Genomic DNA, 26,025 nt, shown 5'->3' with positions numbered 1-26,025 from the left:
GATGCTATGTTTCACCTGTCCCGGCGCCGGGGAATACCGGCGCGCTGTCCGGAGGAAGTCCCCTGTCCACCACCGTCCCGTCGGCTGCAAAGCCGACCGCGACCGCCGCGGCAACCAGCGACCAGCTGCTGGCCCGCATCCTGTCCTCGCTCGAAGACGACAAGGCCGAGGATATCGTGACCATCGACCTTCGCGGCCGCTCGGCCATGGCCGATCACATGGTCATCGCCTCTGGCCGCAGCTCGCGCCAGGTCGGATCCATCGCCCAGAAGCTCGCCGACCGGCTGAAGCAGGAACTTGGCCGGATCGTCCGCATCGAGGGCAAGGACACCGGCGACTGGGTGCTGATCGACACCGACGACGTCATCGTCCACGTGTTCCGCCCCGAAGTGCGTGAATTCTACCAGCTCGAGAAGATGTGGATGCCCGCCGACGCGCTGGGCACGCTGCGGGCCGAGCATGGGGTGAACCCGGCGTCCGGCCTGCACGTGACGCAGTAGCGCCGCCGGCGCGCCCGGACGGGGGACCGCCATGCTGCGGGTCCGCATCTGCGCGGTCGGGCGCCTGAACGCCCGCGCGCCCGAGGCGGCGCTGATCGGCGACTACCTGTCCCGCTTCGGCCAGACCGGCCGGCCGCTGGGTCTCGGCCCGGCGACGGTGACCGAGGTCGAGGACCGAAAGGCCGCGGGCGGGGCCGGGGCGAAGGCGGCCGAGGCCGCGCTGCTGTCCCGCCACATCCCCGACGGCGCCGCGGTCGTGGCGCTGGATGAACGCGGGCGGCTGCTGGGCTCACCCGACCTTGCCGCGCAGCTGGGGCGCTGGCGCGACGACGGCCGGGGGGAAGCGGTGTTCCTGATCGGCGGGGCCGACGGGCTGGACCCCGGTCTGCGCGACCGCGCCGACCTCGTCCTGTCGTTCGGGCAGATGGTGTGGCCGCACATGCTGGCGCGCGTCATGCTGTCGGAACAGCTCTACCGCGCCGCGACCATCCTGGCCGGCAGCCCGTATCACCGGGTCTAGCGCATCACCGCGTCACCGCGTCATCGGCGGCGGCGGCGCCGTCCAGGCGTCGATCGCCGCGATCGCCTCGTCCGAGGTTTCCACGAACCGGATCAGGTCGAGGTCGGCGGCGCCGATGGTGCCCGCCTCGGCCAGCGCCTGCCAGTTGATGATCCCGTGCCAGAACTCGCGCCCGAACAGCAGGAAGGGCACCGGCTTCATCCGCTGGGTCTGGATCAGGGTCAGCGCCTCGAACATCTCGTCAAGCGTGCCGAAGCCGCCCGGGAAGACCGTGATGACCCGGGCGCGCATCAGGAAGTGCATCTTGCGGATCGCGAAATAGTGGAAGTTGAACGACAGGCCGGGCGTCACGTATGCGTTCGGCGCCTGCTCGTGCGGCAGGACGATCCCCAGCCCGATCGACTGCCCGCCCGCGTCATGCGCCCCCTTGTTCCCCGCCTCCATCACGCCGGGTCCGCCGCCGGTGCAGACGACCCACTCGCGCCCGCCCGCTTCCATGCTGCGCCGCGTCATGGCCTGCGCGAACCGCTCGGCCTCGGCATAGTAGCGCGACAGGCGGGCAAGCGTGGGCGTCCGCGCGCCCGAGGCCTGGTCGGGGGACGGGATGCGCGCGCCGCCGAACATCACCACGGTGCTTTCGACCCCGCGCTCGTCCATGATCATGCCGGCCTTCAGCAGTTCGAGCTGCAGCCGCACCGGGCGCAGCTCGTCGCGCACCAGGAACTCGGTGTCGGTATAGGCCAGGCGGTAGGACGGGGCGCGGGTCTGCGGCGTGTCGGGGTCGTGGGCGGTGATGCGCGCGTCCTGCCCGCTTTGGCGGAACACGTTGCGGTGGTCGTCGTCGGCGGTCATCGGATACCCTTGTCTCACCCGTTCGCGGGCGCGGCGTTGCACGGGCCCCATGCCCCGCTTATAGCCCGGAGCAGGGAAATTCCACCTGATGCGACAGGAGCAACCATGACCGACGCCGCGCTTGAAGCCGCCATCGAGGCGGCGTGGGACGCCCGCGACACCATCTCGTCCGCGACGACGGGCGAGGCGCGCGAGGCGGTGGAAGCGACGCTCGGCGCGCTGGACGGCGGCCGCCTGCGGGTGGCCGAGCGGCGCGGGACGGGCTGGCACGTGAACCAGTGGGCGAAGAAGGCGGTGCTGCTGAGCTTCCGCCTGAACGACATGGAACAGATGCCGGGCGGGCCGCAGGGGACCGCGTGGTGGGACAAGGTCGACAGCAAGTTCAAGGACTGGGGCGACAACCAGTGGCGCGCGGCCGGGTTCCGCGCGGTGCCCGGCGCGATCGTCCGCCGTTCGGCCTTCATCGGCAAGGGCGCGGTCCTGATGCCCAGCTTCGTCAACGTGGGCGCGCATGTGGGCGAGGGGACAATGGTCGACACCTGGGCCAGCGTCGGATCCTGCGCGCAGATCGGCGCGCGGGTCCACCTGTCGGGCGGCGTCGGCATCGGCGGCGTGCTGGAACCGATGCAGGCCGGCCCCACCATCATCGAGGACGACTGCTTCATCGGTGCCCGGTCCGAGGTGGTGGAGGGCGTGATCGTGCGCGAGGGGTCGGTCCTGGGCATGGGCGTGTTCCTTGGCCAGTCCACGAAGATCGTGGACCGCGAGACCGGCGCCGTGACCTTCGGCGAGGTGCCGGCGGGGTCGGTGGTGGTGGCGGGATCGCTGCCGTCGAAGAACGGCGTCAACCTGTACTGCGCGGTGATCGTGAAGCGGGTGGATGCGGGCACGCGGGCCAAGACCTCGATCAACGAGTTGCTGCGGGATTGATGGCAAGCCTGCAACAGTCCGGCCCAAACCGCGCGCGCTGACGCATAAAATCCCCCTTGTCCTTGAACCTGGGCCACTTTGGGGGCGTTCCCCCGTCGAAGTTCCTCAAAGGAGATACTCCCATGGAAGGCTTGGGTTGGCTGTCGGCCATCATCGTTGGCGGCCTCGCTGGCTGGATCGCCAGCAACATCATGAAGTCGGACACCGGCATTTTCATGAACATCATCCTCGGCATCGTCGGCGCGGTCGTCGCCAACTTCCTGCTGGGGCTGTTCGGCATCAACTTCGCTGCCGGCAGCTGGCTGGCCCAGGGTCTGGCGGGCCTGATCGGCGCCATCATCCTGATCTGGATCGTACGCGCCGTCCGTCGCTGACGAAGGCGGTACGGATGTGACCACGGCGCACCCGTGCATTCGTGCGGGTGCGCCGAAGCTTTCCGGGGCCTGCGTCCCCGCCGGCACGGCTGCTGTCATGCCTGGACGTGGCAGGATCGTGACGAGTGTGTCGCGCTGGCTGGTCCTCGCCGCCCCAGTTTCCCCCAGACCTTTCCAGCTTTCAGCGGTCTGCGCCGCTCGGAACCCAGCGCACGTTCCGCCGGGGCGCCGTGCTACCGGAGTTCCGATGACGGAACCTCCCGCGCCCATGCGCAGCGCCCGCGCAAGAGAAATCCGGGTCGTGCGTCGGATCGAGACGCGACCTCATCGCCGCGGCACCCAGCAGAACCACCCTGTCGCCAGCCGGGCGTTTCCGCGACGGTCCGGCCCGCTGCCGCGCGCGACGGCACCTGGCCGTGCCGCATCAGCCGGATGCCCAGGAGGGCCAGCAGGAACAACAGCACGTCCGCCGGCCGCGGCGACTGCGTGGTCTCGCCCCGACCAACCCGGCAGGGCCGGGCATCTGTTTCCCCCGTCGTGTTCCGACCCATCTGATTCCCTCCGTTCGCCGTCCTTTCATCGACCGTAGGGAACCACTCGTTTCCACAAGCTTAACGGGAACGAACAGCGGCCGGAAAAATGACGAAGGGGGCCCCGGCGGCCCCCTTCTGCTTCCTTGTCCGACGTCAGCTTGCGGACGCTCAGCGCAGCTGCCCCAGCAGCACCGAGGTGGCGTAGCCATCCGGCGGCTGTCCGATCGAGCGCTGGAACGCGGCGATCGATTCCATCGTGCCGGTGCCGATCTTGCCGTCGATCTCGTCGCGGTAGAAGCCGCGGCGGGTCAGCAGGCGCTGGATCTCCACCCGCTCGGCCTGCGTCAGGGGCCGGTCGCTGCGCGGCCAGGCGGCGCGGATGCCGGGACGGCCCGCGATCGCCTCGCCCAGGTAGGACACGCCGAGCGCGTAGTTGTCCGAGTTGTTGTAGCGCAGGATCGACCGGAAGTTGTCGAGGATCAGGAACGCCGGGCCGCGCGCGCCGGCGGGGCGGATGATCGACCCCGTGCCGGCCGGCAGCGAGCCGCCGTTGATCGGGCGCACGCCCGCGGCCGCCCAGTCCGAGGTGGACCGGCGGGTCCCCTTGCCCACGGCGCTGAAGCCGTCCGGCAGCACCACCTCGGTCCCCCAGCGCTGGCCCGCACGCCAGCCGTTCCGCGCAAGGTAGGCGGCGGTCGAGGCGAGGCTGTCGGTCGGGTCGTCCGACCAGATGTCGCGGCGGCCGTCGCCGGTGAAGTCGACGGCGTATTCCAGGAACGAGGTCGGCATGAACTGGGTGTGGCCCATCGCGCCCGCCCAAGACCCCAGCAGGTGCGCGGGGTCGGTGTCGCCCGCCTGCAGGATCCGCAGCGCGGCGATCAGCTGGTTCTCGAACATCTCGGCGCGGCGGCCGTCATAGGCCAGCGTCGTCAGCGACGGGATCAGCTGCATCCGGCCGCGGTTCGACCCGTAGTTCGATTCCATCCCCCAGACCGCCAGCACGATCTCTCGGGGGACGCCGTACTGCCGCTCGATCGCGGACAGGACGCCGGCGTACCGCGCGGCCATCGCCCGGCCGGTGCGGACCCGTTCCTCGGACACCGCGCCGTCGAGATAAAGCCAGACGGGGCGCGAGAACTCGGCCTGCTTGCGATCGAGGCGGATCACCTCGGGGTTGTAGCGGGCGAGCAGCATGGCGCGGTCGAACGTGCCCGCGTCGATGCCGCGGGACAGCGCGCGGGGGCGGAAGTTCTGGACCCAGCGCTGCAGCCCGGCCTCGTCGCCGGGGGATGCCGCCGGGATCGCGGCGGGGGTCACGCTGCTGCCGACGGGCCCGACGGGACCGTTCGCGACGCGCACGCCGCAAGATCCCAGGATCGCGATCATGGCCGCGGATGCCGCGATCCGGCCGATGGTTGATGTCATGTCACTGCCTCGCCGTCATGTGTTTTTTGTTGCGCCGAGCTTAACCGCGGCCCGGCGCCCGAGGCAAGAAGAACGGGCATTTCCGCGCAACCTACGCGTGCAGGTCAGTCGCCGGGGAAGAACGGCTCCATCTGCGCCACGATGACGGCGTTTTCGTCGAGCGCGCGGGTCATCAGCGCGCGCTCCTCGTCCGGGATCTCGTGCCCCTCGGCCAACCGCTCGTCCAGCGTGCCGTAGGCCTGCACTTCAAGGGGGGCAAGGTCAGCCTGCTTCAGCACCGCGATCGTCTCGCGCACGGCCTCGTCCTGGGTTCCGCCCGAGGCGTAGCAGACGAGGCCCGCCCCGGTGGACCCCTCCGGCAGGCCGTCGCCCGCGGCGCGGCCGACCTCGACCAGCAGCGTGTAGACCTGTTGTGCCATGTTCCGCCCCCTGCGATGGTGCCGCGTCCGTCAGGGGGGATGCGCGATGAGCCGCAGCTTGGCAAGGGTGGAGGCGGCGCTGGCCGCTTCACCGCCCGAGGCTGGTCAGTTCAGAAGTCCCGGCTCGCTGTCGCCAGCCAGGGCCGCGTGCGTCCAGCGGGGGTTGCCGCAGGTGCGGCAGGGCCGGTCCGGCAGCACCGCTTCGGCGCGGCGAAGCTCGCCGCAGTTGGTGCAGCAGGCCCGCCCTTCGATCGCCGCGCCCGGATGCAGCAGCGGCTGCGGCGGCTGCACGTTGGCGGGGGGCACGATCCTGAGGCCGGGCAGCGGCCTTTCCCGCCGGAACACCGACAGGCCGCCGTTCGGCTCGAGATAAGCGGCCTCGACCTGGCCGAGGTTGGATATGCCCGCGCGGCGCAGCATGGAGGTGATTTCCAGCGCGCTGAAGTCGCGCCGCGCCATCCCGTCGGGCAGCAGCCTGCCCTGGCTGACGACCGCGATCGCCGCCCCGTCCACGACGCGGGCGGCGCCGTTCCAGCGTTCGGTGATCTGGTCGATGCCCTTGTTGATGCCGATGACCGTCGTGATCACCGCCATCGCCGCAAGCAGCGGCACGTCGGGATAGAAGGGCGCGTCGCCCACGGCCGATCCCAGCGCGATGACGAGGAGGAAGTCCACCATCGACAGCTGCGCCACGCTGCGGCTTCCGATCCAGCGCAGCAAGAGAAGGGTGTACAGGTAGATGATCCCGGTACGGACGACGATTTCCAGGTAGAACAGCGCCGGATGGTCGCCCACGAACATCCGGGCAAGGTCGAACGGGATGATGGGATCGTCCATGAAGCCCCTTTCGCGGCCGCGCCGGGCGGGCGGGATGCGCGGCTTTCATGGCAAAGGCCGTTGCCGCCCGCAAGCGGGGGACGCGGTCCGTCTGATGGGGGCAGGGCAGGACGCGGCCGGCGGGGCGGGGCCGGGCAGGGCGGGGCCGAGTGGAGAGGGGTCAGGCGAGCCGGTCGGCGAACTCGGCGAAGACCTGTTCATAGACGCCGCGCTTGAAGGGGACGATGCGCTCGATCAGGTCGGCGGGGTCCATCCAGGCCCAGCGGTTGAATTCGGGGTGCGCGGTGTCAAGGTTCACGTCGGCGTCCGAGCCCCGGAACCGCATCAGCACCCATTTCTGGCGCTGGCCGCAGAACTGGCCCTTCCACATCCGGCCGAGAAGCTCGGGCGGCAGGTCGTAGCAGATCCAGCCGGCGGTCTCCGCCTCGATCTCCACCAGGTCGGGGGACAGGCCGGTTTCCTCGCCCAGTTCGCGCAGGGCAGCCTCGCGGACGGTTTCACCGGCGTCGATCCCGCCCTGCGGCATCTGCCAGGCGTCGCCGGGATTGTCGATCCGCTGGCCCGCGAAGACGAGGCCCCGGTCGTTGACCAGCACCACGCCCGCGCAGGGGCGATAGGGCAGGCCGTTGGGGCCGGTGTCCGCCGCGCCGGTTTCGTCGGGCCGGGCGTCCGTCACGGGCGCACCGGAGCCGGGGCCGGGGCGTCGACCGGGTTCTGGGCCGGGTTCTGGGCGGGACGAGCCACCGGGGCCGTGCCGCCAGTCGCGCCGTCGCCCGCGCCTGCGGCGGGGCCTGCGGCCGGGGCGGGGCCGGCACCCGCTTCGGGGGTGCTGCCGCCCGCGCCGGACTGCGCGTCGGTTTCACCCTGCACCGCGTCCTCGCTGGTCGCATCCTCGCCGGTCAGGGCGGGCTTCGCCTCGGCCGGCACGTCCGAGGCGCGGTAGTCCACGGCCGACAGGCCCTTCAGGATGTCGATGGCGTAGGCCAACTGGTAATCCTCGTCGCGCAGCTTGGCCGTCGCCTCGACCTGGCGCGCCTCTTCCTCGATCTGGCGCTTCTGCTCGTCCGAGATCGAATCGTTGTTCAGCGCCCCGCGGAGATCGCTTTCCGAGGTCGAGAAGTTCGACGCGCTGCGCGGCTTGTCGGCGTCGGCGTCCTCCTCGGGCTTGGGCGGGGGTTGCTGCACGATGATGTCGGGGTTGATCCCCAGCGCCTGGATCGACCGGCCCGACGGCGTGTAGTAGCGCGCGGTGGTCAGGCGGATCGCGCTGTCGGGGGTCACGTTCATCACCGTCTGGACCGAGCCCTTGCCGAAGCTTTTCGTGCCGACGACGATCGCGCGGCGGTGGTCCTGCAGCGCGCCGGTGACGATCTCGGACGCGCTGGCCGAGCCGCCGTTGATCAGGACGACCATCGGCTTGCCCTGCGCCAGATCGCCGGCTTCCGCGTTCCAGCGATCGTTGTCCTGCGGGTTGCGCCCGCGGGTGCTGACGATTTCGCCCGCGTCGAGGAAGGCGTCGCTGACCATGATCGCCTGGTCCAGCAGCCCGCCGGGGTTGTTGCGCAGGTCGAGGACGAAGCCCGTGACGTTGTCGATGCCGCCCGCCTCTTCGATGGCCTTCTTGATCTGCGATTCCAGCGCCGAGAACGTCTCGTCGTTGAAGGTGGACACGCGCAGCACCACCGCGTCGCCTTCGGTGCGGGTCTTGACGGCCTGCAGCTTGATCGTGTCGCGGACGATCTTGACGTCGAACGGCTCGGTCTCGCCCTGGCGCAGCAGGGTGATGGTGATTTCCGACCCGACCGGGCCGCGCATCTTCTCGACCGACTCGTCCAGCGTCAGGCCCATCAGCGATTCGCCGTTGACGTGGGTGATGTAGTCGCCCGCCTGCACGCCCGCCTGCGCCGCAGGCGTGTCGTCGATGGGCGAGATGACCTTCACCAGCCCGTCTTCCTGCCCGACCTCGATCCCCAGGCCGCCGAAGGTGCCGCGGGTCTGGGTCTGCAGGTCCTCGTAGTCGGTGGCGGCGACGAAGCCTGAATGCGGGTCGAGCGAGGTCAGCATCCCGTTGATCGCCGCCTCGATCAGGGTCTTGTCGTCGACTTCCTCGACATACTGGCGGCGGACCTGTTCGAAGACGCTGCCGAACAGGTCGAGATCCTCGTAGAGCGACGATTCCGCGGAGCCGGAGCCGGTCGCTGCTTCCTGCGCGATCAGCGGTCCGGCGAGCTGCGTCGTGACCAGCAGCCCGGCCAGCGTGCCGCCGATCCCTGCAATCAGATAGTTCTTCATTCCGATGTCCTGACCTGCTCTGCCTGACCCACGACCGGATTCATCACGAACCAGTCCGCAGGGTCCAGCGTTTCCTTGCCTCGACGCAGTTCCACATACAGCGTCTCGGACTGGCCTGCGCTGTCGCCGCTCGCGGCGCGGGCGACGAAGGCGGGGCCGAATTCCGCGGCGGCGCCTTCCTGGCCGCCCATCAGTCCCAGCGGCTCGCCAGCCGACAGCACGTCCCCGACTTCGCCGAAGACCGTTTCCAGGCCCGCGACGACCAGAAGATAGTCGCGCGCGGGCTCCAGGATCATCACGTTGCCGTAATCCAGCAGCGGTCCGCGATAGCGGATGGTGGCGGGCCATGGCGTGGTGACGAGCGCGGCGGGGCCGGTCGCCATCGTGAGGCCGGGGCGCGCCACGCCCGCCGGGTCGGGCTGGTTGTAGCCGCGCAGCACCGTGCCGATTACCGGCAGGGCGAGGCTGCCCTGCGCCGCCTCGAAGTCGGCCATGGGCGCGCCGACGTCCTGTTCCATCCCGACGATCCCGTCGGCAAACGCGTCCAGCGTGTCGGCGGACTGGACCAGCACGCGCAGTTCCTCGGGGTCGTCCCCGAACCGCACCGGCAGCGACGACCGGTCCGTCACGGCCGAGGCGAGAAGCCGCCGCGCCTCCTGCACCTGGCCCAGGCCCTGCGCGAGCGTGTTCGCCGCGCTGGTTTCCAGCGCGCGGACGGTCGCGATCTCGTCGAGGCCCGCCTTCAGCGTGTCCGCCTCGGCCTGCAGGGCCGGGACGACGGAGTTCAGGATCATCCCCGACCGCGCCGTGCTGCCTGCGCCCGCGGGGTGCAGCAGCAGCGCGGTTTCGGGCGAGCGCTGCATCGTCGTCATCACCCCCAGCACGCGGCCCAGCCGGTCGCGGCGGGCGTCGAACTCTGCCCGGACCTCGGCCTCGCGCAGGCCCGCGCGGCGCAGCCCGTCGCGCAGCGCGGCCAGCCCGGTCTCGTAGGCGCGGATGATTTCCGTCAGCGCGACGACCTGGTCGTCCTTGGTGAGCGCCTGGTCCATCCGGCCAAGCGCGGCGCGCAGCTGTTCGGCGGCAAGGCCCGCGTCGCGGGCGGCGGCCTCGGCCGGGGTGATCCCCTGCGCCGGGGCGGCGGGGACGACCGGCTGGGCCGCGGGCGCGTGCAGCGGCGACAGCGCAAGCGCGGCAGCGAGCGCCAGGGGACGTGCGGTCAGGCGGATCATGCGCGGCGGATCAGCGACCGGCCGGTCATCTCGGGCGGCAGGTCGAGGCCCATGAGGTCCAGCACCGTCGGCGCGACGTCGGCGAGCCGCCCCGGCGCGACGGCGGCGCCCGGCGGCCCGCGATAGACGATCACCGGCACCGGGTTCGTGGTGTGGGCGGTGTGGGGGCCGCCGGTGACGGGGTCGACCATCGTCTCGCAGTTGCCGTGGTCGGCGATGATGACGGCGGCGCCCCCGGCCAGGTCCAGCGCGTCCAGCATCTGCCCCACGCCGCGGTCCACCGCCTCGCAGGCGCGGGTCGCGGCGGCCAGGCTGCCGGTGTGGCCGACCATGTCGGGGTTGGCGAAGTTGACGACGATCAGGTCGTAGCCTTCGCCGATGGCCGCGACCAGCCGCGCGGCCACCTCCGGCTCGGCCATCTCGGGGGCAAGGTCGTAGGTCGCGACCTTGGGGCTGGCGGGCATGAAGCGGTCCTCGCCGGCCTCGGGCTCCTCGCGCCCGCCGTTCAGGAAAAAGGTGACGTGCGGGTATTTCTCGGTCTCGGCGATGTGGAACTGCCGCAGCCCCTTCGACGCGACCCAGTGGGCGAGCGTGTTCTCGACCTGCTTCTTGGGATAGGCGGCCTGCATGAAGGTGTCGTGCCGGGCGGAATAGTCCACCATGCCCAGCACGCCCGACCATCGCGGCCGCCCCTCGACCGGGAAGTCGGCGAAGTCGGGCTGGGCGACGGCGGCCATGATCTCGCGCGCGCGGTCGGCGCGGAAGTTGAGGCAGAAGAACCCGTCGCCGTCGCGCGCGCCGTCGTAGCCGGCGATGACGGTGGGCTGGATGAACTCGTCCGTCTCGCCGCGCGCGTAGGCGTTCACGACCGCGATGTCCGCGCTGTCGGCGGGCAGCCCCTCGCCCCGGATCATGGCGTGGTAGGCGCGGCCCACGCGGTCCCAGCGGTTGTCGCGGTCCATCGCGAAGTAGCGGCCGATCACGGTGCCCACGCTCGCGCCGTCGACGAGCGCGCCCTGAAGCTCGGTCACGAAGCCCTGCGCCGACTGCGGCGGAACGTCGCGCCCGTCGGTCACGGCGTGGACGACGACGCGCAGCCCCTGTTCCGTCATCGCGCGGGCGGCGGCGACGACGTGCTGGATGTGGCCGTGGACGCCCCCGTTCGACACCACGCCCATCAGGTGAGCGATCCCGCCCGCCGCCTTGATCCGGTCCACGAACGCGCGGATGCCGGGGTGCTGGAAGAAGCTGCCGTCCTCGATGGCAAGGTCGATCTGGCCGAGGTCCATTGCCACGACCCGGCCCGCGCCGATGTTCATGTGCCCGACTTCGGAATTGCCCATCTGGCCGCGCGGCAGGCCCACGTCGGGACCGAAGGTCACCAGCGTCGCGTTGGGCCAGTCGCGGCGCAGCCGGTCCATGTTCGGGGTCAGGGCGCAGTCCGGTGCGCTCTGTTCCGGCCGGTCCGAGATGCCCCAGCCATCGAGGATGCACAGCACGACGGGCTTGGGGTGGGTCATCTGGCGGCACCTTCATGGGGCCCGTCCGGCCGGGCCCTTCGGAGCGGGGTTCTACGCGCCGGGCGGGCAGGGGGCAAGCGACGCCGCCCCCTTCGGCAAGGGCCCGCGCGCCCGCCCCGCCGGAAGGCAGCTCGGGCCCGTGGACGCCACGATCCACGCGGTCTAAGCTTTGCCCATGAAGATATTGTTCCTTGGCGACGTCATGGGCCGCAGCGGCCGCCGCGCGATCACCGAGCGGCTGGGCGTGCTGAAATCGCGGCTGAAGGCCGACTTCGCGATCGTGAACGGCGAGAACGCGAGCGGCGGCACGGGTCTTACCGCCGGGCACGCGAAGGTCCTGCTCGACGCCGGCGCCGACTGCGTGACGCTGGGCGACCACGCCTTCGACCAGAAGGACATGCTCGCGTTCATCGACACCGAACCCCGCGTCCTGCGCCCGCTGAACTTCGCGCGCGAGGCGCCGGGGCGCGGACACCGGGTCTACCAGGACGCGCGCGGGCGCAAGGTGCTGGTGCTTCAGGCGCTGGGGCAGGTGTTCATGAAGCGGCCCTTCGACGATCCCTTCAGCGCCGTCGACGCCGTGCTGCGCGCCCACCCGCCCGGCGGCATGGTGCAGGCGGCCGTCCTCGACATCCACGCCGAGGCGACCAGCGAGAAGATGGCGATGGGGCATTACTGCGACGGCCGCGCGAGCCTTGTCGTGGGCACCCACACCCACGTCCCCACCGCCGACGCGCAGCTGCTGCCGCGCGGGACCGCCTACCAGAGCGACGCGGGCATGTGCGGCGACTACGACAGCGTCATCGGCATGGACAAGGCCGAGCCGCTGCGCCGCTTCCTGACGGGGATGGGCCGCGACCGCTTCACCCCGGCCGAGGGCGAGGCGACCTTGTCCGGCGTGCTCGTCACCACCGACGACCGCACCGGGCTTGCCACCAGGATCGAGATGGTGCGCGACGGCGGCAGGCTGGCGCAGACGCACCCCGAGGGCTGACGTCCCGCAGGCTTCCGCCGCGCCGCGTTCCGCTCTCGTCCTGCCCGGCGCCGGCGCGCCCCCGGCGGGACCCCGCGCCTCCCGCGCGCCACGCGATTGCGGAAACTTGTCGCGGCGCGCGTTTTCCGGCATTCGACCTGCTGGCGCGGACCACACGCGCGGATTGTATCGGATCGCTGATGTTCGGGATCGTTCTACCGGGCGACTGGGCGGCAATCGCCACGCTCGCCATCGTCGCCGTGACCTTCGTGCTGTTCGTCCGCGAACGCCAGCCGCCCGAGGTCATCGCCATCGGCGCCGCCGCCGTCATGATGCTGCTGGGCCTTCTGCCCTATGACGAGGCGGTGTCGGCGCTGTCGAACGCCGCGCCGTGGACCATCGCGTTCATGTTCATCATCATGGGCGGCCTCTTGCGGACCGGCGCGCTTGACGTGCTGTCGCGCCGGGTTGCGGACCATGCCGGCCAGCGTCCCGTCCTGACGATCTGCGCGCTGTTCGCGGTGGTGGCGGTCGCGTCCGGGGTGATGAACAACACGCCCGTCGTCGCGGTGATGATCCCGATCGTGATCCAGGTCGCGCGCCGGGCCGGCATTTCCCCCAGCAAGCTGCTGATCCCGCTCAGCTACTTCACCATCATGGGCGGCATGCTGACGCTGATCGGCACCTCGACCAACCTGCTGGTCGACGGCGTCGTCCAGAAGCAGGGGATGGAGCCGTTCGGGATCTTCGACATCCTGCCGGTCGGGCTGGTGGTGACGCTTGCCGGGGGCGCGTTCATGGCGCTGGTGGGACACCGGCTGCTGCCCGACCGGGCCAGCCTGTCGGGGTTCCTGACCAACCGGGCCGAGATGAAGTACTTCACCGAGATCGCCATCCCGGAAGACAGCGGCATCGTCGGCATGAACATCAACGACGTGAAGATGTTCAAGCGAGAGGCGGTGCGCGTCATCGACGTGCTGCGCGGCGACGCGTCGCTGCGCCGCGACCTGGACAGCGTCGTCCTGCAGCCGGGCGACCGCATCGTGCTGCGGTCGGAACTGGCCGACCTGCTCGAGATACAGGAAAACAAGGACCTGCGCGCGCTCGACAAGCTGTCGTCGGTCCAGACGCAGATGGTCGAGGTGCTGATCTCGCCCGGCGCGCGGATGATCGGGCGGCGCCTGGGCGACCTGCGCCTGCGCCGGCGCTACGGGGTCTACCCGGTGGCGGCGCACCGCCGGAACCAGAACATCGGCCGCCAGCTGGACGACCTGGAAATCCGCGTCGGCGACACCCTGCTGCTGGAAGGCGCACCCGAGGACATCGCCCGGCTGGTGTCGGACATGGACCTGACGGGGGTGACGCACCCGTCCGCCAAGCCCTTCCGCCGCGGCCACGCCCCCATCGCCGCCCTGGCTCTGCTGGCGGTGGTCGGGCTGGCCGCCTTCGACGTGGCCCCGATCCTCGTCCTGTCCTTCATGGCCGCGGCGGTGATCCTGCTCACCCGGTGCGTCGATCCGGACGAGGCGTTCGACTTCGTCGAGGCGCGGCTGCTCGCCATGATCTTCGCGATGCTGGCGATCGGGGGGGCGCTGGAACACACTGGGGCGGTGCAGCTGGTCGTGGACGCGGTGGCGCCGTACCTGCAGGGGCTGTCGCCGTTCTGGACGCTGTTCTGCGTTTATTTCCTGGGCCTGATCCTGACCGAGGTGCTGTCGAACAACGCCGTCGCGGTGATCCTGACGCCGATCGCGATCCAGCTTGCGATCCAGCTGGGCCACGATCCGCGCCCGTTCGTCGTGGCGGTGATGTTCTCGGCCTCGGTCGCGTTCGCGACGCCCATCGGGTACCAGACGCACATGATGGTCTACGGCCCCGGCGGCTACCGCTTCAGCGACTTCATGCGGGTGGGCATCCCGCTCGACATCGTGACGGGCGTCGTGGCCTGCCTGGCGATCCCGCTGTTCTGGCCGCTGTAGGCGTCAGCCCTCCAGCCCGCCGCGCACGGCGGCTTCGGCCTGCGCCGACAGGGTCTTGCGGCCGTGCCCCTCGACCGGGATCGGCGGGTGCAGCGTCACCGTGACGCGGCCCTGCCGCGGCTGGGCCAGCACCGCCAGAAGATGCGGCCCAAGCTCCATGTCGTTCCACCAGCCGTAGAAGCTGGGATCGCGGCCCGGTGGGGCGTGGTAGCTTGCCGTCATCGGCTGGATCGCCAGTCCGACCGGCAGGCCGGGATCGAGAAAGGCCTGGAACAGCGTCGGCTTGAACGGCAGCACCCGGCGGCCGTCGGTGCTGGTGCCCTCGGGGAAGAACAGCAGGCGGTGGCCGGCGCGGGTGCGGGCGGCGAACTCGTCCGCCTGCTTGCGGGCCAGACGCGGGTCGCGGGTGACGAAGTGGGTGTCGGTCACGCGGGTCAGGATGTTGATGCCGGGCCAGCCCGCGACCTCGGCCTTGCTGACGAAGAACACGGGTATCGCGGCGTTCAGGACGAGGATGTCGAGCCAGCTGGAATGGTTCGCCACCACCGCGCCCGGCCCCTTCATCGCCGCCCCCCGGCGCTTCCAGCCGATCCCCATGCACCAGAGGCTCAGCCGGCAGACGCCCTGCACCCAGGGCCCGGTCAGCGGCCGTCGCGGGCCGCTGAACAGCCGCTCCGCCCCGCGCAGCGGCAGGATCAGGATCACGCCGACCAACAGCACCGACAGGACCGCCGCGCCGCGCGTGGCGACCAGCACCCAGCCGAGCGGGCCGATCCCGGGCAGCGGGGGCGGCACCCGGCCGCGCCACGGCCCGCTGTTCCGATGGACAGTTGTGGCGTCCGGCGCGACCGGCGCGCCGCCGCCGGCAGGGGCGCCGCGGGCAGGGCCGCTGTCGGCGGCCGCGCCTTCGGCATCGGTCGTGGTCATGGTTCCTGGCCGCGCCCTTCGTAGAAGCGCCGGTGGCGCGCGGACATCGCCTGCGTGTCCATCAGCAGCAGCACGTCCGTGGTGTTGAACGCGCGGTCCACGAAGGCGCCGTCGCCGACGACGCCCCCCAGCCGCAGGTAGGCCTTGATGAGCGCGGGCATGGACAGCAGGGCACCCCGCCGGTCGAGCGCCTCCTCGGGGACCAGGTCCATGCGCTGGTAGCCTTCGGCCAGCGCGACCGGCCTGATGTCCCCTGGCGCAAGGTGATGGTGGTGCAGAAGCGACAGCGCGGGCGCGAGCGGGGCGGGGTCGGTGCCGTGAAAGCTCGCGACGCCGAACAGGATCTCGATCCCGCGGTCCAGCACATAGTCGGCCAGCGCGTTCCACAGCAGGAACATCCCCGACCCGCCGCGATAGTCCGGGTCCACGCAGGACCGGCCGAGTTCCAGCAGGCGGCGACCGGACGCCTTGAGCCGCGACAGGTCGTATTCGGAATCGCAGTAGAAGCGGCCGAAATCACGCGCCCGCTCGTCCGACATCAGCCGGTAGACGCCGACGACATGGTCAAGCGACGCCACGTCGCGCCGCGTGTCCACCAGGACGAGGTGATCGACCACCGGGTCGAACTCGTCCCGTTCCAGCCCCGCCGCATGGTCGACCAGCCGTCCGTCGCCGCCAAGCTCGCTCACGAACACGCGGTAGCGCAGCCGTTGCGCGGCCAGCAGATCCTCTGGCGTCGTCGCAAGCCGGATGTCGAACCACGAGCTTTCTGGCGTCATCGAATGGTCCTTCGGGCGTCGGCCCGTCGCCGCGCGGGGCCGGGGCGGGCCATCATCCGGCTGTCCTAGGGTCAGAGCGGCCGCATTGCAACATTGCCGGGCTCGCGCGCGGCCCTGCCCCGAAGGCGAATGGCTGGCGCTTGACGCAAGCCACGGTTGAATTAAGGTTCTAGTCCATGTCCGTTCGTTCGACCACCAGTTGCAGTTGCACCCGCGATCCCTCGACGACCTGCTTTCCGGCCTCGGCAAAGTTGACGACGATCCGGTCCCCGATCCGCGATTGCACCTGGCCCACGCCCCATTCCGGCGCGCCGGGATGACGGACCATCATGCCAGGCTCCAGGATCTCGTTCATGAAGTTGTCTCCACCCGTGTCATTCTGCCGCCGCAGCGCGCAGGCTAGTTCGCCATGAACGCGTCGGCCAGCCCGCCCCGGCCCGGTATCGCTGCGGAACGGATGGCGGCGCTCGTCGCGTCGCGGCTGTGCCACGATCTCGTGTCGCCCCTGGGCGCGATCGGCAACGGGGTCGAGCTGATCGAGATGGGGGGGCAGCCTGCGTCGGGAAAATCGCCCGAGATGGCGCTGATTTCCGACAGCGTCGCCGCGGCGCGGGCGCGGATCCGGGTATTCCGGGTCGCGTTCGGCCACACCGCGCCCGACCAGCGCATGTCGATGAACGAGCTGCAGGGCCTGCTTCGCGACATGGCCGAGGGCAGCCGCCTGCAGCTGCAGCTTGATGCGCAGGGGGATCTGCCGCGGACCGAGGCGCGGATGATCCTGCTCGCCGTCATGTGCCTCGAGACCTCGCTGCCGTGGGGCGGGCGGGTGCTGATCTGCCGCGGCACGCAGGGCTGGCGGCTGGTGGCCGAGGCCGAGCGCACCCGCCCCGCGCCCGAGCTGTGGGCGTGGCTATCCCCGCGGCTGGCGGCGGGCCTGCAGGAGCCGGCCGCCTCGGACGTGCAGTTCGCCCTGCTGGCCGCCCACGCTGCCGCAGGGCGCCGTCCGCTGGCGGGCGAGCTGGACGGGAACGGCGCCGAGATCTCGTTCTGAACGCGTGGTCCGGCCGTCAAGGCCGGGCCCTCACGGACGAATGGTGCCGTCGCCGGTGACGAGATACTTGAAGCTCGTCAGCTGTTCCGCGCCGACCGGGCCGCGGGCATGGATCTTGCCCGTGGCGATGCCGATCTCTGCCCCCATCCCGAACTCGCCGCCATCGGCGAACTGGGTCGAGGCGTTGCGGATCAGGATCGCCGAGTCGAGCTGCGTGAAGAACCGTTCGGCCGCCGCGTCGTCCTCGGTCAGGATCGCCTCGGTGTGGCCGGACCCGAAGCGGCGGATATGGGCGATCGCCTCGTCCACGCCGTCCACCAGCTTCACCGCGATGATCCGGTCGAGGAATTCGCGCCCGAAATCATCGGCCGTCGCGGGCACGGTGCCGGGGATCCGGGCAAGCTCGCCCTCCGCCCGCACCTCGACGCCTGCGTCCAGAAGGTCGCGCACCAGCACGTCACCGTGCTGCGTGTAGAAGCGCCAGTCGATAAGCAGGCATTCCGCCGCGCCGCAGACGCCCGTGCGGCGAGTCTTGGCGTTCACGACCACGCGGCGCGCCTTCTCCGGATCGGCGGTGGCGCCCGCATAGACGTGGCAGATGCCTTCCAGATGGGCGAAGACGGGCACCCGCGCCTCCGTCTGGACGAGGCTCACGAGGCTTTTGCCGCCGCGCGGGATGATGACGTCGATCAGCCCCTGCGCGCGCAGCATCGCGCCCACGGCGGCGCGGTCGCCGGTCGGCACAATCTGGATCGCCGCCTCGGGCAGGCCTGCCTGTCGCAGCCCCGTGACCATGCAGCCGTGGATCAGCGTCGAGGAATGGATCGAATCCGACCCGCCGCGCAGGATCACCGCGTTCCCGGACTTGACCGCGAGCGCGGCGGCATCCGCCGTCACGTTCGGGCGGCTTTCGTAGATCACGCCCAGCACCCCGAGCGGGGTCGCGATCCGCTTGATGTGAAGCCCGTTCGGCCGGTCCCATTCCGCCAGCACGCGGCCCACCGGGTCGGGCTGTTCCGCCACCGTCCGCAGCCCCTCGGCGATGGCGCGGATGCGCGAGCTGTCCAGCGTCAGCCGGTCGATCATGGCAGGGGTCAGGCCCTTCGCCTCGGCATTCACCAGGTCCTCGGCATTCGCGTCGAGGATCTCGTTCTCGCGCGCCGCGATCTCGTGCGCGGCGCCGATCAGGGCGGCGTGCTTGCGTTCGGATCCCGCCGTGGCCAGCACGGCCGCGGCCTCGCGCGCGGCGGCGCCCATGCGGGCGATCAGGTCGTCGGCGCTCTCGGGCGACTTGTCGAGCATGGAAGCGGCCTTTCGGATGTTACGCCCGGAGGGCGTCTGCCGGAAGGCTATCAGGTCGCATGCGGGGGGTGGAGACGAAAGATGCCCGTGCTGCGCTTGAGCCGGCGCTGACGACGCATGGCGCGCGGCCCGGGCCCACGATTACGCCGGTCACGATGGAACTGGGCGAATCGGGGATCGGTGGCAGCTGGCCGCCCCGCAAGACATTCCGGCACGGTGCGAGTTACTTCTGGCGCTGCCGGTGCCGCCTTCGTCCAAGTCCGGTCCGCCAGCAACGGCTGCTTCCACGTCCGGGTGCAAGGGCCGGCTGTCAGGCCGCCCTTGCGCCGCTGAAATCCGCGCCGCCCGCCTTCAGCGCCCGCCGGTAGGCCGGGCGGGCGTGGATGCGCGACAGCCAGTCCGCCGTGGCGGGGCGGGTCTTGCTGCCGCGCAGCGCCGCCATCTCGACCGGGTAGCTCATCATCACGTCGGCGGCGGTGAAGCGGTCGCCGGCGAACCAGCCGCCTTCCGCGAGCGTGTCCTCCCAGAACGCCGTCAGGCGGGCGAGGTCGGGGTCGAGCCACGCCTTGTTCAGCCCCTTGACGATCATCCGCGCGATGGGCCGCACGAGCGCGGGCACCTTCTCCGGAACCACGCTCAGCGCGAACTTCGTCACCAGCGGCGGCATCGCCGAGCCTTCGGCGAAATGGAGCCAGTAGCGCACGCGGTCGCCGGTGTCCGTCCCCTCGGGCGGCAGCAGGTCGGTCCCGCGGGCCAGCTGATCGATGATGAAGCCTGTCTCGGCCAGGACCCTGCCGTTGCGTTCCACCAGCGGCGCCTTGCCCAGCGGGTGCAGGCGCCTGAGGCTTTCGGGCGCGAGCTTCGTTTTCGGATTGCGCGCGTGATGCTCGACCCGGTAGGGCAGGGAAAGCTCCTCGGCCAGCCAGATGACCCGCTGCGAGCGGCTTTCGTTCAGGTGATGGATGGTCAGCATCTCGGGCGCTCCCCCATGTTCGGGGCGATGCGTGGCACGGCACTGCGGCAATGGAAAGCGCAGCGTTGCGGCAGATCCGAAAGGGGGAAGTGCAGGCTTCTGTTGCCAGGTGCCTGCGAACCCCGCCTTACGCGGCTAAGCGCAAGGACTTAGGTTTCGATAACTCGAACTGCTTACGCAGCCAGAGCCACCGGAGCACGGTTGTCGTTGGCAACTGTACTTTTTGCACCGATAACGGTGGTAGCTCACCGAGACAAAGCAAACAGCTTTAGGCGTTCGTCGATCCTGTTTCGGCCCCATTCGCCCCCAACGAGGGATGTCTGGTGGAGCCGCCGGGTACCGCCCCCGGGTCCGATCCGATTATTACCTGCGCGTTTATGTCCATAGTCGAAGCGAACCCCGACACCGCAGATGTAGGACGGCGGGGACCGCGTGACAAGGGCGGCGATGCATCGCGACGACGCGCGCGGGCTGGCGGGCCGAAGGCACCCGCATCGGTCACGAAACCCTGGCCGGGCCGTCGGGGTTGTTCCCTTTCCAGACTGCATCACGAAGGAGACATCACCATGCGTGCAACCGTCCTGCCGATCGCCCTTGCGCTTGCCCTGCCCGGTGCCGCAATGGCGGCCCCGCCGCCCGAGAACGCGATGAAGATCTCGGAGATCGCGACTGCCGTCGAAGCTGAGGCGGGCGAGAACCTGCACTATATCGAAAGCATCGAATGGGACGACGACGGCTACTGGGAAGTCGAATACAAGCGGCGTGACGGCAGCGAGGTCGAGGTGAAGATCGACCCGCGCACCGGCAGCAGCCGGTCCTGAGACATTGGGGCGCAGCAAGTAACGTTCCGGTGCGACTGAGCGCGCCTGCGCGAGAGCCGTCTTTCGGCCTCTCCGCAGCAGATATCAGGCACGGCCTCGCCTGGCGGGGCCGCGCTCGGCAGGCGCGGCGCGGCTTTCGTGGCTGCTGACGTCGAGGGTGAAGCTGGAGCGCTACCTGCGTCCGCCCCCTCCGGTCCCCGGAAACCGGCACGGTCGGCGTTCATCGCGACCATGCCGCCGCCCACGCGCGGCCTCGCCCGCCGCCGATCAGCCCCCCATCAGCCCCCGGTCTGCGCCGAGGTGAAGTAGTCGTAGGGCAATTCCGCCACCCGCAGCCATTGCTGCTGCCTGGTCCAGTACGCGGACCAGTGTTCGTAGATCCGGCGGAAGTTCTCGTTCGAGGCGGCGTATTCGTCGTAGAGCTTGCGCGATTCCGCGAAGGCCGCCGCCAGCACGTCGTCCGGGAAGGCCCGCAGCTGCGCGCCCGCGCCGATCAGGCGCAACAGCGCGTCGGGGTTGCCGTTGTCGTATTTCGCGACCGAATGGACCAGCGTTTCCGCGCAGGCGGCCTGAAGCGCGGCCTGGAAATGCGGCGGCAGCGCGTTCCAGCGGTCGAGGTTGATGTATAGGCCCACGTTCGCGCAGCCCTCCCACCAGCCGGGATAATAGTAGTAGGGCGCGACCCGCTGGAACCCCAGCTTCTCGTCGTCGAGCGGGCCCGAGAACTCGGCCGCGTCGATCGTGCCGCGTTCCAGCGCCGCGTAGATGTCGCCGCCCGCGATCTGCTGGGGCACGACCCCCAGCCGCGACAGGATCGTGCCGCCGAGTCCCGCGATCCGCAGCTTGAGCCCGTTGAGATCGGCCACCGAGTTGATCTCGCCCCGGTACCAGCCGCCCATCTGCGCGCCGGTGTTGCCCGACGGGATGGTGCGGACGTTGGCGGAGGCGATGAATTCGTTCAGCAGGTCCAGCCCGCCGCCGTACATCAGCCACGCGTTCTGCTGGCGCGTGTTCATCCCGAAGGGCAGGGCGGTGTCGAAGCCCCAGGTCGGGTCCTTGCCGATGTTGTAGCTGCCCAGCGTGTGCGCGCATTCGACCGTCCCGTCGCTCACCGCGTCGAGCGCCTGCAGCCCCGGCACCAGCTCTCCCGCCGCGAAGGGCTGGATGCGGAAGCCGCCGTCCGTCATCTCGGCGATGCGCCGCGACAACTGCTCGGAAATGCCGTACAGCGTCTCGAGGCTTTTCGGATAGCTCGACGTGAGCCGCCAGCTGACGGTCGGCTGGGCCTGCGCCAGCGCGGGCGCGGCCAGCATCGTGGCGGCCGATCCGACCCCGGCGGTGGACAGGAAATCGCGGCGCTTCATGGTCTATTTCTCCCGTTGTGTCATGCAGCGCCGCCGACCCGCTGGGGGCGGCGCGACGGTCGTGATCGGCGCCCGGCCGCACGGGCCCGGGCGCCCGTTCGGCCCTGCGGTCAGAAGCCCGCCTTGATCTTCTCGAACTCGGCCAGCTGGCGTTCGCGCTGCGCTGGGTCGTTCGGCGTCTGCGCCAGCAGGGGGACGTCGACCGGGCCGAGCCCCGCGACGACGCGCGGGTCGTCCTTGACCAGCTCCATCCCGGCCATGGTGGTGTGGCCGTAGCCCACCACGTCCAGCACGCCCTGCGCCGCCGACGGGTCCAGCCAGGCGTTGATGAAGTCGTAGGCCTTGTCCTCGTTGCCGGGCCCGTCCTTCAGGTTCACGAACCCGCAGAAGAAGGTCGAGCTGCCCTCGGCAGGGGCGCGCTGGAAGCCCACGGGGAAGTTTTCCACCGCGAGTTGCGTCGGGCTGTCGTTCCACGACCAGGCCACGTCCACGCCGCCCTGCGCCATCATCTGGTTCAGCGAGGCGGGATCGGTCCAGTAGGCCTGGACGTTCTGGTGCGCCTTGCGCAGCCAGTCGGCGGCGGCGTTGAACTGTTCGTCCGTGACGTTGGTCCAGTCGGTCGTGCCGGTGGCCAGGTACCCCAGCGCCCACACGTCGTCGGCCGAATCCGGCAGGCTGGTCCGGCCCTGATAGGCAGGGTTCACGAACACCTGCAGGTTCGCCACGTCCTCGGCCGGGACGTTCTCGGTGTTGTAGGCGATCGCGGTCGCGCCCCAGTCGGTCGGGATGTACCAGACGCCGCTGTCGTCCTTGAAGATGGGCGAGTCGAGGAATTGCGGGTCGATGTCGGCGAAGTTCGTGATCCTCGCGGTGTCCCACGGCTCGATCAGGCCCGCGTCGCGGTACTTCGACACCATCTGGCTGCACGGGTGCGCCACGTCCGCCTTGAAGCCCGAGGCGAGCTTCTGGTACGCCTCGTCGTCGTCGCCGTAGAACGCGAAGGTCGGTTCTGCGCCGTGCTGGTCGACGTACTTCTGGAAGATGCGCGGGTCCTCGAACCCGGACCAGTCGAACACGGTCAGCTCGCCATCCGCGGCGAACGCGGGCGCGGTCAGCGCCGGGGTGGTCAGCAGCGCCAGCAGCATGGCAGTCGGGCGGAGATGCGTCATGAGTCTTCCCTTGAAGGTTCGGGCGCGAAGGACCCGGGCTTTCGGTCCGGGGGAACGCTAACCGCCGCGGCGGCTCAGCGGCAAGTCGCGAATTGGTGCGCGGGGGGCGGCTTGGACGCGGGCGCCTGCAAACGGGATCGCGCATGGCTCGGGCGCTTCGGAAGGGGGCGCCCGTGGCGCGGGCGCGCTTGACCAGCGGCAGGCGGATGTCAACCGATTTTCTTTGTTCCGAGCGTCGATTCGTGTTACAAGACTGGCACACAAGGACCGGTCCGACATGGCATCTGCCATTTCGGTTCGGTCGGACTGCGCGGTCCTGCCGTCTGCCCGGCAGGACCTTCGTGAAAAGATCAACAAGACCCGGGGCGGGGTGACCCGTCCGGGGCTTTTTGTGCCCGCTCCGCATGGGTGCCACCTGGAAGGAAGCCTGATGACGAAGACCAAGAAGAACGAATTCCGCCCCGATGATTTCGTCGTCTACCCGGCGCACGGCGTCGGTCGTATCGTGTCGATCGAGGAACAGGAAGTGGCCGGGCTGCGGCTCGAGATGTTCGTGATCTCGTTCGAGAAGGACAAGATGACCCTTCGCGTCCCGACCGCCCGCGCGGCCGAGATCGGGATGCGCAGCCTCGCCTCGCCCGACATGGTGAACCGCGCGCTGGAAACGCTGAAGGGCAAGGCGCGGGTGAAGCGGGCGATGTGGTCGCGCCGCGCGCAGGAATACGAACAGAAGATCAACTCGGGCGACCTGCTGTCGATCGCCGAGGTCGTGCGCGACCTGCACCGCAGCGACGACCAGCGCGAGCAGAGCTATTCCGAGCGCCAGCTTTACGAAGCCGCGCTCGACCGCCTGACGCGCGAGGTCGCGGTCGTCAGCGGCATGGACGAAGGCGGCGCGCAGAAGAAGGTCGAGGCGGTGCTGACCGCACGCGCGGCCTGACGCCGTTGCACGAAAGGGCTGGGGAATGCGGGGGTGGCGAAAGCCGCCCCCGTTCCTTTTTTGAGGGCGGCGCTGTTTCGACGCCTCGATCCGGAGTCGATCCTGGGGGAAGGCACGGGAAGCCGTCGTGGCATCTTTGCCGCTGCTGTACTTTTGGACAACCTGAAGTGGAACTTTGTTGACCGATTGCAAGTTGCGGTTAATTTATCCAGTCAGAGAACGGGAAGATTCCGCGCTCGAACGAATTCCACCGCGCAATCCTGACTGAACAAGCCGCCACGAGTGAGATGGCCGGTGACATCCGCAGGGATCCGCTCAAGGGTAACGGGCTGCGCTATGCCGATCATCGACACGTCGATCAACTATTTCAAAGTCCAGACCGGAACCGTCAAGGTCGGGACGCCGACGCAAGGCGCGACGACTACTCTGACTCCGACCACTTCGCAGTTCAGGTACGACGATTACGGTCTTCTTACCCTCGGCAACGGCCGCGACTCTCAGCTCGCCAATCCGGACTCGGACAACGACAAGATCCTGAAGGTCGGCGATACGATTACGCTGACATCGACCAATCACGTCTTCGGTATTCCTGGCCCGACGGAAAAAATCGACGTCATCCTCAAGGGAGCCGGAACCTTCACCTCCACGCAGATGGGCGGTACCACCACAAGGATCGTCATGCTCGGGGAAAGGATCGTCGGCACCGGGAAGGAACAGTATGTCATCTTCCCTAACGCGGATGCCCCACATTCATTCATTGGCAACCTGTCGTCCACCCTGAGCATCCGGAATGCCGGCTACGACACCGCTAACAGCAAGATTGTGACCTCCGACAACGCGGCCCTGATCTGCTACCTTCAGGGCACGCAGATCGCGGCGGATCGCGGCTACGTGGCGGTCGAGGATCTGCGCGAAGGCGACATGGTCGTCTGCCGCTTCGGTGGCCTGCGTCCCATCCGCTGGATCGGACGCCAGAACTTCGCCGGCCGCCGCGCCGCCGGGAAAGAGGCGATCCGCTTCGCCCCCGGCTCCATCGCCGACGGGATGCCGCGCCAGCCGCTGTTCGTGTCGCCCGGTCATACGATGCTGGTCGGCGAGACGCTGGTGCTGGCGGACGATCTGGTCAACGGCATCACCATCACCCGTGAAGAGCCCCGCGCCGAGTGGTCGTATTTCCAGCTGGACCTAGGCGTCCACGATCTCGTGCTTGCCAACGGCACCTGGTCGGAAAGCTTTGCCGATTGCGGAAGCTTCCGCGACGACTTCGACAACGCCGACGATTTCCGCGCCCGCTTCCCCGATCACGTCGCGCCCGATGCGCCGATCCTGTGCGCGGAACGCCCGACCGGGGGTCCGGCGCTGCACGCCGCGATCAGCCACACCGCGCGCCGCGCGCTGGACGTGCAGGGGCAGGTCGCGCCCGGACGTCTCGAGGGGCGGATCGAGGGCGTGGCCGCTCCGTGCCGCGTCAAGGGCTGGGCCGTGGATGCCGACCATCGCGGCAAGCCGGTGATGCTCGACGTGCTGCTGGACGGCAAGGTCATCGGCCAGACCATCGCCTGCGCCCCCCGCAAGGAGGCGGGCGACCATGGCCGCCTGAACTTCGTCTTCGACGGGTCGGGCAAGCTGACCACGCACGAGCTGCTGCGCCTTGTCGTGCGGCGCGCCGAGGACGGGCAGGCGGTCGCGCCGCTTCCCAGCGCCGCGATGGGCCAGCTGCAGGGGCACCTGGATTTCATCAACGACGCCTGCCGGCTGGAAGGCTGGGCGCGCGACAAGTCCCGCCCGGGCGAGCCGGTCATGCTGGAGGCTGTGCTGGGCGAGGAGATCCTCGCCACGTTCCTCGCCAGCCAGCGGCGCCACGACCTGGAAAAGGCGGATCTCGGCGACGTGGCCTTCGCGCTCAACGTGGGCCGGGCGCTGTCCATGGCCGAGATGGAGGCGGTCGAGGTGCGCCGCATGTCCGACCGCGCGGTGCTGCGCCGGTCCGACAGGACGCGGATGGCCTTCACCGCCGCCGGCGACAAGGCGGCCTGAGGACGGCCGCGCCGAAACGCCGCGCGCCTGCCACGGGCGATCGCGCGGGCCCCGATCCGAATCGAAAGGCCGCCCCCCGGGCGGCCTTTTCTGCATTGTGAACGCTTGCACGGCCTGGTCCCGCGTCCCGCCGCACCGGCCGCGACAGGGTCGCGCCGCGGCCGCCGGCTCCGCCAAGCGCTAACTCTGCTTCACCGTCGGCCCCGGGTGGCGCGTCGGGACCGATGCGGTTCACGCCCAGGCCCAAGCGCAACGATCCCGTCGCCGAGGTTGCCAAGT

The 26,025-nt window shown here is 69.9% G+C and carries 24 protein-coding genes, 1 other RNA gene and 1 pseudogene; 10 read left to right on the top strand and 16 right to left on the bottom strand.

What is annotated here, in order from left to right:
- Positions 1–62: 62 nt before the first annotated feature.
- Positions 63–500, top strand: a complete 438-nt coding sequence (gene rsfS / locus ELI80_RS12055; RefSeq protein WP_136652163.1) for a ribosome silencing factor — start codon at positions 63–65, stop codon at positions 498–500.
- Between the two features lie 34 nt (positions 501–534).
- Complete coding sequence (gene rlmH / locus ELI80_RS12050) at positions 535–1,020, top strand: 23S rRNA (pseudouridine(1915)-N(3))-methyltransferase RlmH (RefSeq protein WP_136652186.1); 486 nt, start codon at positions 535–537, stop codon at positions 1,018–1,020.
- Between the two features lie 12 nt (positions 1,021–1,032).
- Here rlmH and ELI80_RS12045 read toward each other — a convergent pair whose 3' ends face one another.
- A complete protein-coding gene (locus ELI80_RS12045) occupies positions 1,033–1,872 on the bottom strand; it encodes an LOG family protein (protein ID WP_136652162.1) in 840 nt (279 codons plus the stop codon).
- A gap of 105 nt (positions 1,873–1,977) precedes the next feature.
- On the opposite strand from ELI80_RS12045, the gene dapD reads away from it, so the two are divergent.
- Positions 1,978–2,802 (top strand): 2,3,4,5-tetrahydropyridine-2,6-dicarboxylate N-succinyltransferase, encoded by an 825-nt coding sequence (gene dapD / locus ELI80_RS12040; RefSeq protein ID WP_136652161.1) that lies wholly within the window; start codon positions 1,978–1,980, stop codon positions 2,800–2,802.
- A gap of 122 nt (positions 2,803–2,924) precedes the next feature.
- Positions 2,925–3,176 (top strand): GlsB/YeaQ/YmgE family stress response membrane protein, encoded by a 252-nt coding sequence (locus ELI80_RS12035; RefSeq protein ID WP_136652160.1) that lies wholly within the window; start codon positions 2,925–2,927, stop codon positions 3,174–3,176.
- 701 nt (positions 3,177–3,877) lie between these two features.
- On the opposite strand, the gene ELI80_RS12030 is transcribed toward ELI80_RS12035, so the two are convergent.
- The 7 genes and pseudogenes from ELI80_RS12030 to gpmI all read right to left on the bottom strand — a co-directional run bounded on the left by ELI80_RS12030 (position 3,878) and on the right by gpmI (position 11,431).
- Positions 3,878–5,134 carry a lytic murein transglycosylase gene (locus ELI80_RS12030; RefSeq protein ID WP_136652159.1) on the bottom strand — a complete coding sequence of 419 codons (1,257 nt, stop codon included), beginning with the start codon at positions 5,132–5,134 and terminating at the stop codon, positions 3,878–3,880.
- A gap of 104 nt (positions 5,135–5,238) precedes the next feature.
- On the bottom strand, positions 5,239–5,553 hold the full coding sequence (locus ELI80_RS12025; protein WP_136652158.1) for a DUF8846 family protein: 315 nt from the start codon (positions 5,551–5,553) through the stop codon (positions 5,239–5,241).
- 105 nt (positions 5,554–5,658) lie between these two features.
- Positions 5,659–6,390, bottom strand: a complete 732-nt coding sequence (locus ELI80_RS12020) for a DUF421 domain-containing protein (RefSeq protein WP_136652157.1) — start codon at positions 6,388–6,390, stop codon at positions 5,659–5,661.
- A gap of 160 nt (positions 6,391–6,550) precedes the next feature.
- Positions 6,551–7,066 (bottom strand): RNA pyrophosphohydrolase, encoded by a 516-nt coding sequence (locus ELI80_RS12015; protein WP_136652156.1) that lies wholly within the window; start codon positions 7,064–7,066, stop codon positions 6,551–6,553.
- 269 nt (positions 7,067–7,335) lie between these two features.
- Positions 7,336–8,682, bottom strand: a pseudogene (locus ELI80_RS12010) (S41 family peptidase); the annotation flags it as partial.
- Positions 8,679–9,911: a murein hydrolase activator EnvC family protein gene (locus tag ELI80_RS12005; protein ID WP_136652155.1), complete on the bottom strand. Its 1,233-nt coding sequence runs from the start codon at positions 9,909–9,911 to the stop codon at positions 8,679–8,681. The gene ELI80_RS12005 and the pseudogene ELI80_RS12010, both read right to left, overlap by 4 nt.
- Positions 9,908–11,431: a 2,3-bisphosphoglycerate-independent phosphoglycerate mutase gene (gpmI, locus tag ELI80_RS12000; protein WP_136652154.1), complete on the bottom strand. Its 1,524-nt coding sequence runs from the start codon at positions 11,429–11,431 to the stop codon at positions 9,908–9,910. Before gpmI ends, ELI80_RS12005 begins: the two co-directional genes overlap by 4 nt.
- Positions 11,432–11,606: 175 nt before the next feature.
- Between gpmI and ELI80_RS11995 the strand changes: the two genes are divergently transcribed.
- Positions 11,607–12,425 (top strand): TIGR00282 family metallophosphoesterase, encoded by an 819-nt coding sequence (locus tag ELI80_RS11995; RefSeq protein WP_136652153.1) that lies wholly within the window; start codon positions 11,607–11,609, stop codon positions 12,423–12,425.
- A gap of 179 nt (positions 12,426–12,604) precedes the next feature.
- Complete coding sequence (locus tag ELI80_RS11990) at positions 12,605–14,383, top strand: SLC13 family permease (RefSeq protein ID WP_136652152.1); 1,779 nt, start codon at positions 12,605–12,607, stop codon at positions 14,381–14,383.
- 3 nt (positions 14,384–14,386) lie between these two features.
- On the opposite strand, the gene olsA is transcribed toward ELI80_RS11990, so the two are convergent.
- The 3 genes from olsA to ELI80_RS11975 form a co-directional block, all read right to left on the bottom strand.
- Positions 14,387–15,310 (bottom strand): lyso-ornithine lipid O-acyltransferase, encoded by a 924-nt coding sequence (gene olsA, locus ELI80_RS11985; protein WP_136652151.1) that lies wholly within the window; start codon positions 15,308–15,310, stop codon positions 14,387–14,389.
- Complete coding sequence (gene olsB, locus ELI80_RS11980) at positions 15,307–16,089, bottom strand: L-ornithine N(alpha)-acyltransferase (RefSeq protein WP_136652150.1); 783 nt, start codon at positions 16,087–16,089, stop codon at positions 15,307–15,309. The genes olsA and olsB overlap by 4 nt, the downstream gene beginning before the upstream one ends.
- Positions 16,090–16,258: 169 nt before the next feature.
- Positions 16,259–16,444 carry a DUF3553 domain-containing protein gene (locus ELI80_RS11975; protein WP_136652149.1) on the bottom strand — a complete coding sequence of 62 codons (186 nt, stop codon included), beginning with the start codon at positions 16,442–16,444 and terminating at the stop codon, positions 16,259–16,261.
- 54 nt (positions 16,445–16,498) lie between these two features.
- Between ELI80_RS11975 and ELI80_RS11970 the strand changes: the two genes are divergently transcribed.
- Entirely contained in the window at positions 16,499–17,140 is a 642-nt protein-coding gene (locus ELI80_RS11970; protein WP_136652148.1) for a histidine phosphotransferase family protein, read from the top strand.
- 30 nt (positions 17,141–17,170) lie between these two features.
- Here the strand turns inward: ELI80_RS11970 and ELI80_RS11965 are convergent, their stop codons facing one another.
- From ELI80_RS11965 to ssrA, 3 genes are all read right to left on the bottom strand, one after another.
- Positions 17,171–18,442: a glutamate-5-semialdehyde dehydrogenase gene (locus ELI80_RS11965; RefSeq protein ID WP_136652147.1), complete on the bottom strand. Its 1,272-nt coding sequence runs from the start codon at positions 18,440–18,442 to the stop codon at positions 17,171–17,173.
- Positions 18,443–18,752: 310 nt separating this feature from the next.
- Complete coding sequence (locus tag ELI80_RS11960) at positions 18,753–19,415, bottom strand: glutathione S-transferase (RefSeq protein ID WP_136652146.1); 663 nt, start codon at positions 19,413–19,415, stop codon at positions 18,753–18,755.
- 88 nt (positions 19,416–19,503) lie between these two features.
- Positions 19,504–19,858, bottom strand: a transfer-messenger RNA (tmRNA) gene (ssrA, locus tag ELI80_RS11955).
- Between the two features lie 123 nt (positions 19,859–19,981).
- Between ssrA and ELI80_RS11950 the strand changes: the two genes are divergently transcribed.
- A complete protein-coding gene (locus ELI80_RS11950) occupies positions 19,982–20,236 on the top strand; it encodes a PepSY domain-containing protein (RefSeq protein WP_136652145.1) in 255 nt (84 codons plus the stop codon).
- Between the two features lie 278 nt (positions 20,237–20,514).
- Here the strand turns inward: ELI80_RS11950 and ELI80_RS11945 are convergent, their stop codons facing one another.
- Both ELI80_RS11945 and ELI80_RS11940 read right to left on the bottom strand, forming a co-directional pair.
- Positions 20,515–21,600 carry a TRAP transporter substrate-binding protein gene (locus ELI80_RS11945; protein WP_136652144.1) on the bottom strand — a complete coding sequence of 362 codons (1,086 nt, stop codon included), beginning with the start codon at positions 21,598–21,600 and terminating at the stop codon, positions 20,515–20,517.
- Between the two features lie 110 nt (positions 21,601–21,710).
- Positions 21,711–22,769, bottom strand: a complete 1,059-nt coding sequence (locus ELI80_RS11940; protein ID WP_136652143.1) for an extracellular solute-binding protein — start codon at positions 22,767–22,769, stop codon at positions 21,711–21,713.
- Between the two features lie 430 nt (positions 22,770–23,199).
- Between ELI80_RS11940 and ELI80_RS11935 the strand changes: the two genes are divergently transcribed.
- Positions 23,200–23,709 (top strand): CarD family transcriptional regulator, encoded by a 510-nt coding sequence (locus ELI80_RS11935; RefSeq protein ID WP_136652142.1) that lies wholly within the window; start codon positions 23,200–23,202, stop codon positions 23,707–23,709.
- Positions 23,710–24,045: 336 nt separating this feature from the next.
- Complete coding sequence (locus tag ELI80_RS11930; RefSeq protein ID WP_136652141.1) at positions 24,046–25,746, top strand: Hint domain-containing protein; 1,701 nt, start codon at positions 24,046–24,048, stop codon at positions 25,744–25,746.
- The last annotated feature ends 279 nt before the right edge of the window (positions 25,747–26,025 follow it).

Source organism: Paracoccus aeridis (assembly GCF_004923205.2).
In the GTDB taxonomy this organism is placed as follows: Bacteria; Pseudomonadota; Alphaproteobacteria; order Rhodobacterales; family Rhodobacteraceae; genus Paracoccus; species Paracoccus aeridis.
Note: the sequence above shows the minus strand (reverse complement) of the source record. Positions and strands in the feature narration are given on the sequence as shown.

Excerpts from the sequence above, each read along its gene's own strand:
- ELI80_RS11930 (WP_136652141.1), top strand. The coding sequence starts at position 24,046 with ATGCCGATCATCGACACGTCGATCAACTATTTCAAAGTCCAGACCGGA.
- olsA (WP_136652151.1), bottom strand. The coding sequence starts at position 15,310 with ATGACCACGACCGATGCCGAAGGCGCGGCCGCCGACAGCGGCCCTGCC.
- ELI80_RS12005 (WP_136652155.1), bottom strand. The coding sequence starts at position 9,911 with ATGATCCGCCTGACCGCACGTCCCCTGGCGCTCGCTGCCGCGCTTGCG.
- ELI80_RS11965 (WP_136652147.1), bottom strand. The coding sequence starts at position 18,442 with ATGCTCGACAAGTCGCCCGAGAGCGCCGACGACCTGATCGCCCGCATG.
- ELI80_RS11995 (WP_136652153.1), top strand. The coding sequence starts at position 11,607 with ATGAAGATATTGTTCCTTGGCGACGTCATGGGCCGCAGCGGCCGCCGC.
- ELI80_RS11990 (WP_136652152.1), top strand. The coding sequence starts at position 12,605 with ATGTTCGGGATCGTTCTACCGGGCGACTGGGCGGCAATCGCCACGCTC.
- dapD (WP_136652161.1), top strand. The coding sequence starts at position 1,978 with ATGACCGACGCCGCGCTTGAAGCCGCCATCGAGGCGGCGTGGGACGCC.
- olsB (WP_136652150.1), bottom strand. The coding sequence starts at position 16,089 with ATGACGCCAGAAAGCTCGTGGTTCGACATCCGGCTTGCGACGACGCCA.
- gpmI (WP_136652154.1), bottom strand. The coding sequence starts at position 11,431 with ATGACCCACCCCAAGCCCGTCGTGCTGTGCATCCTCGATGGCTGGGGC.
- ELI80_RS11960 (WP_136652146.1), bottom strand. The coding sequence starts at position 19,415 with ATGCTGACCATCCATCACCTGAACGAAAGCCGCTCGCAGCGGGTCATC.
- ELI80_RS12030 (WP_136652159.1), bottom strand. The coding sequence starts at position 5,134 with ATGACATCAACCATCGGCCGGATCGCGGCATCCGCGGCCATGATCGCG.
- ELI80_RS11950 (WP_136652145.1), top strand. The coding sequence starts at position 19,982 with ATGCGTGCAACCGTCCTGCCGATCGCCCTTGCGCTTGCCCTGCCCGGT.
- ELI80_RS11975 (WP_136652149.1), bottom strand. The coding sequence starts at position 16,444 with ATGAACGAGATCCTGGAGCCTGGCATGATGGTCCGTCATCCCGGCGCG.
- ELI80_RS12025 (WP_136652158.1), bottom strand. The coding sequence starts at position 5,553 with ATGGCACAACAGGTCTACACGCTGCTGGTCGAGGTCGGCCGCGCCGCG.
- ELI80_RS11935 (WP_136652142.1), top strand. The coding sequence starts at position 23,200 with ATGACGAAGACCAAGAAGAACGAATTCCGCCCCGATGATTTCGTCGTC.
- ELI80_RS12020 (WP_136652157.1), bottom strand. The coding sequence starts at position 6,390 with ATGGACGATCCCATCATCCCGTTCGACCTTGCCCGGATGTTCGTGGGC.
- ELI80_RS11970 (WP_136652148.1), top strand. The coding sequence starts at position 16,499 with ATGAACGCGTCGGCCAGCCCGCCCCGGCCCGGTATCGCTGCGGAACGG.
- ELI80_RS12035 (WP_136652160.1), top strand. The coding sequence starts at position 2,925 with ATGGAAGGCTTGGGTTGGCTGTCGGCCATCATCGTTGGCGGCCTCGCT.
- ELI80_RS11945 (WP_136652144.1), bottom strand. The coding sequence starts at position 21,600 with ATGAAGCGCCGCGATTTCCTGTCCACCGCCGGGGTCGGATCGGCCGCC.
- ELI80_RS12045 (WP_136652162.1), bottom strand. The coding sequence starts at position 1,872 with ATGACCGCCGACGACGACCACCGCAACGTGTTCCGCCAAAGCGGGCAG.
- ELI80_RS11940 (WP_136652143.1), bottom strand. The coding sequence starts at position 22,769 with ATGACGCATCTCCGCCCGACTGCCATGCTGCTGGCGCTGCTGACCACC.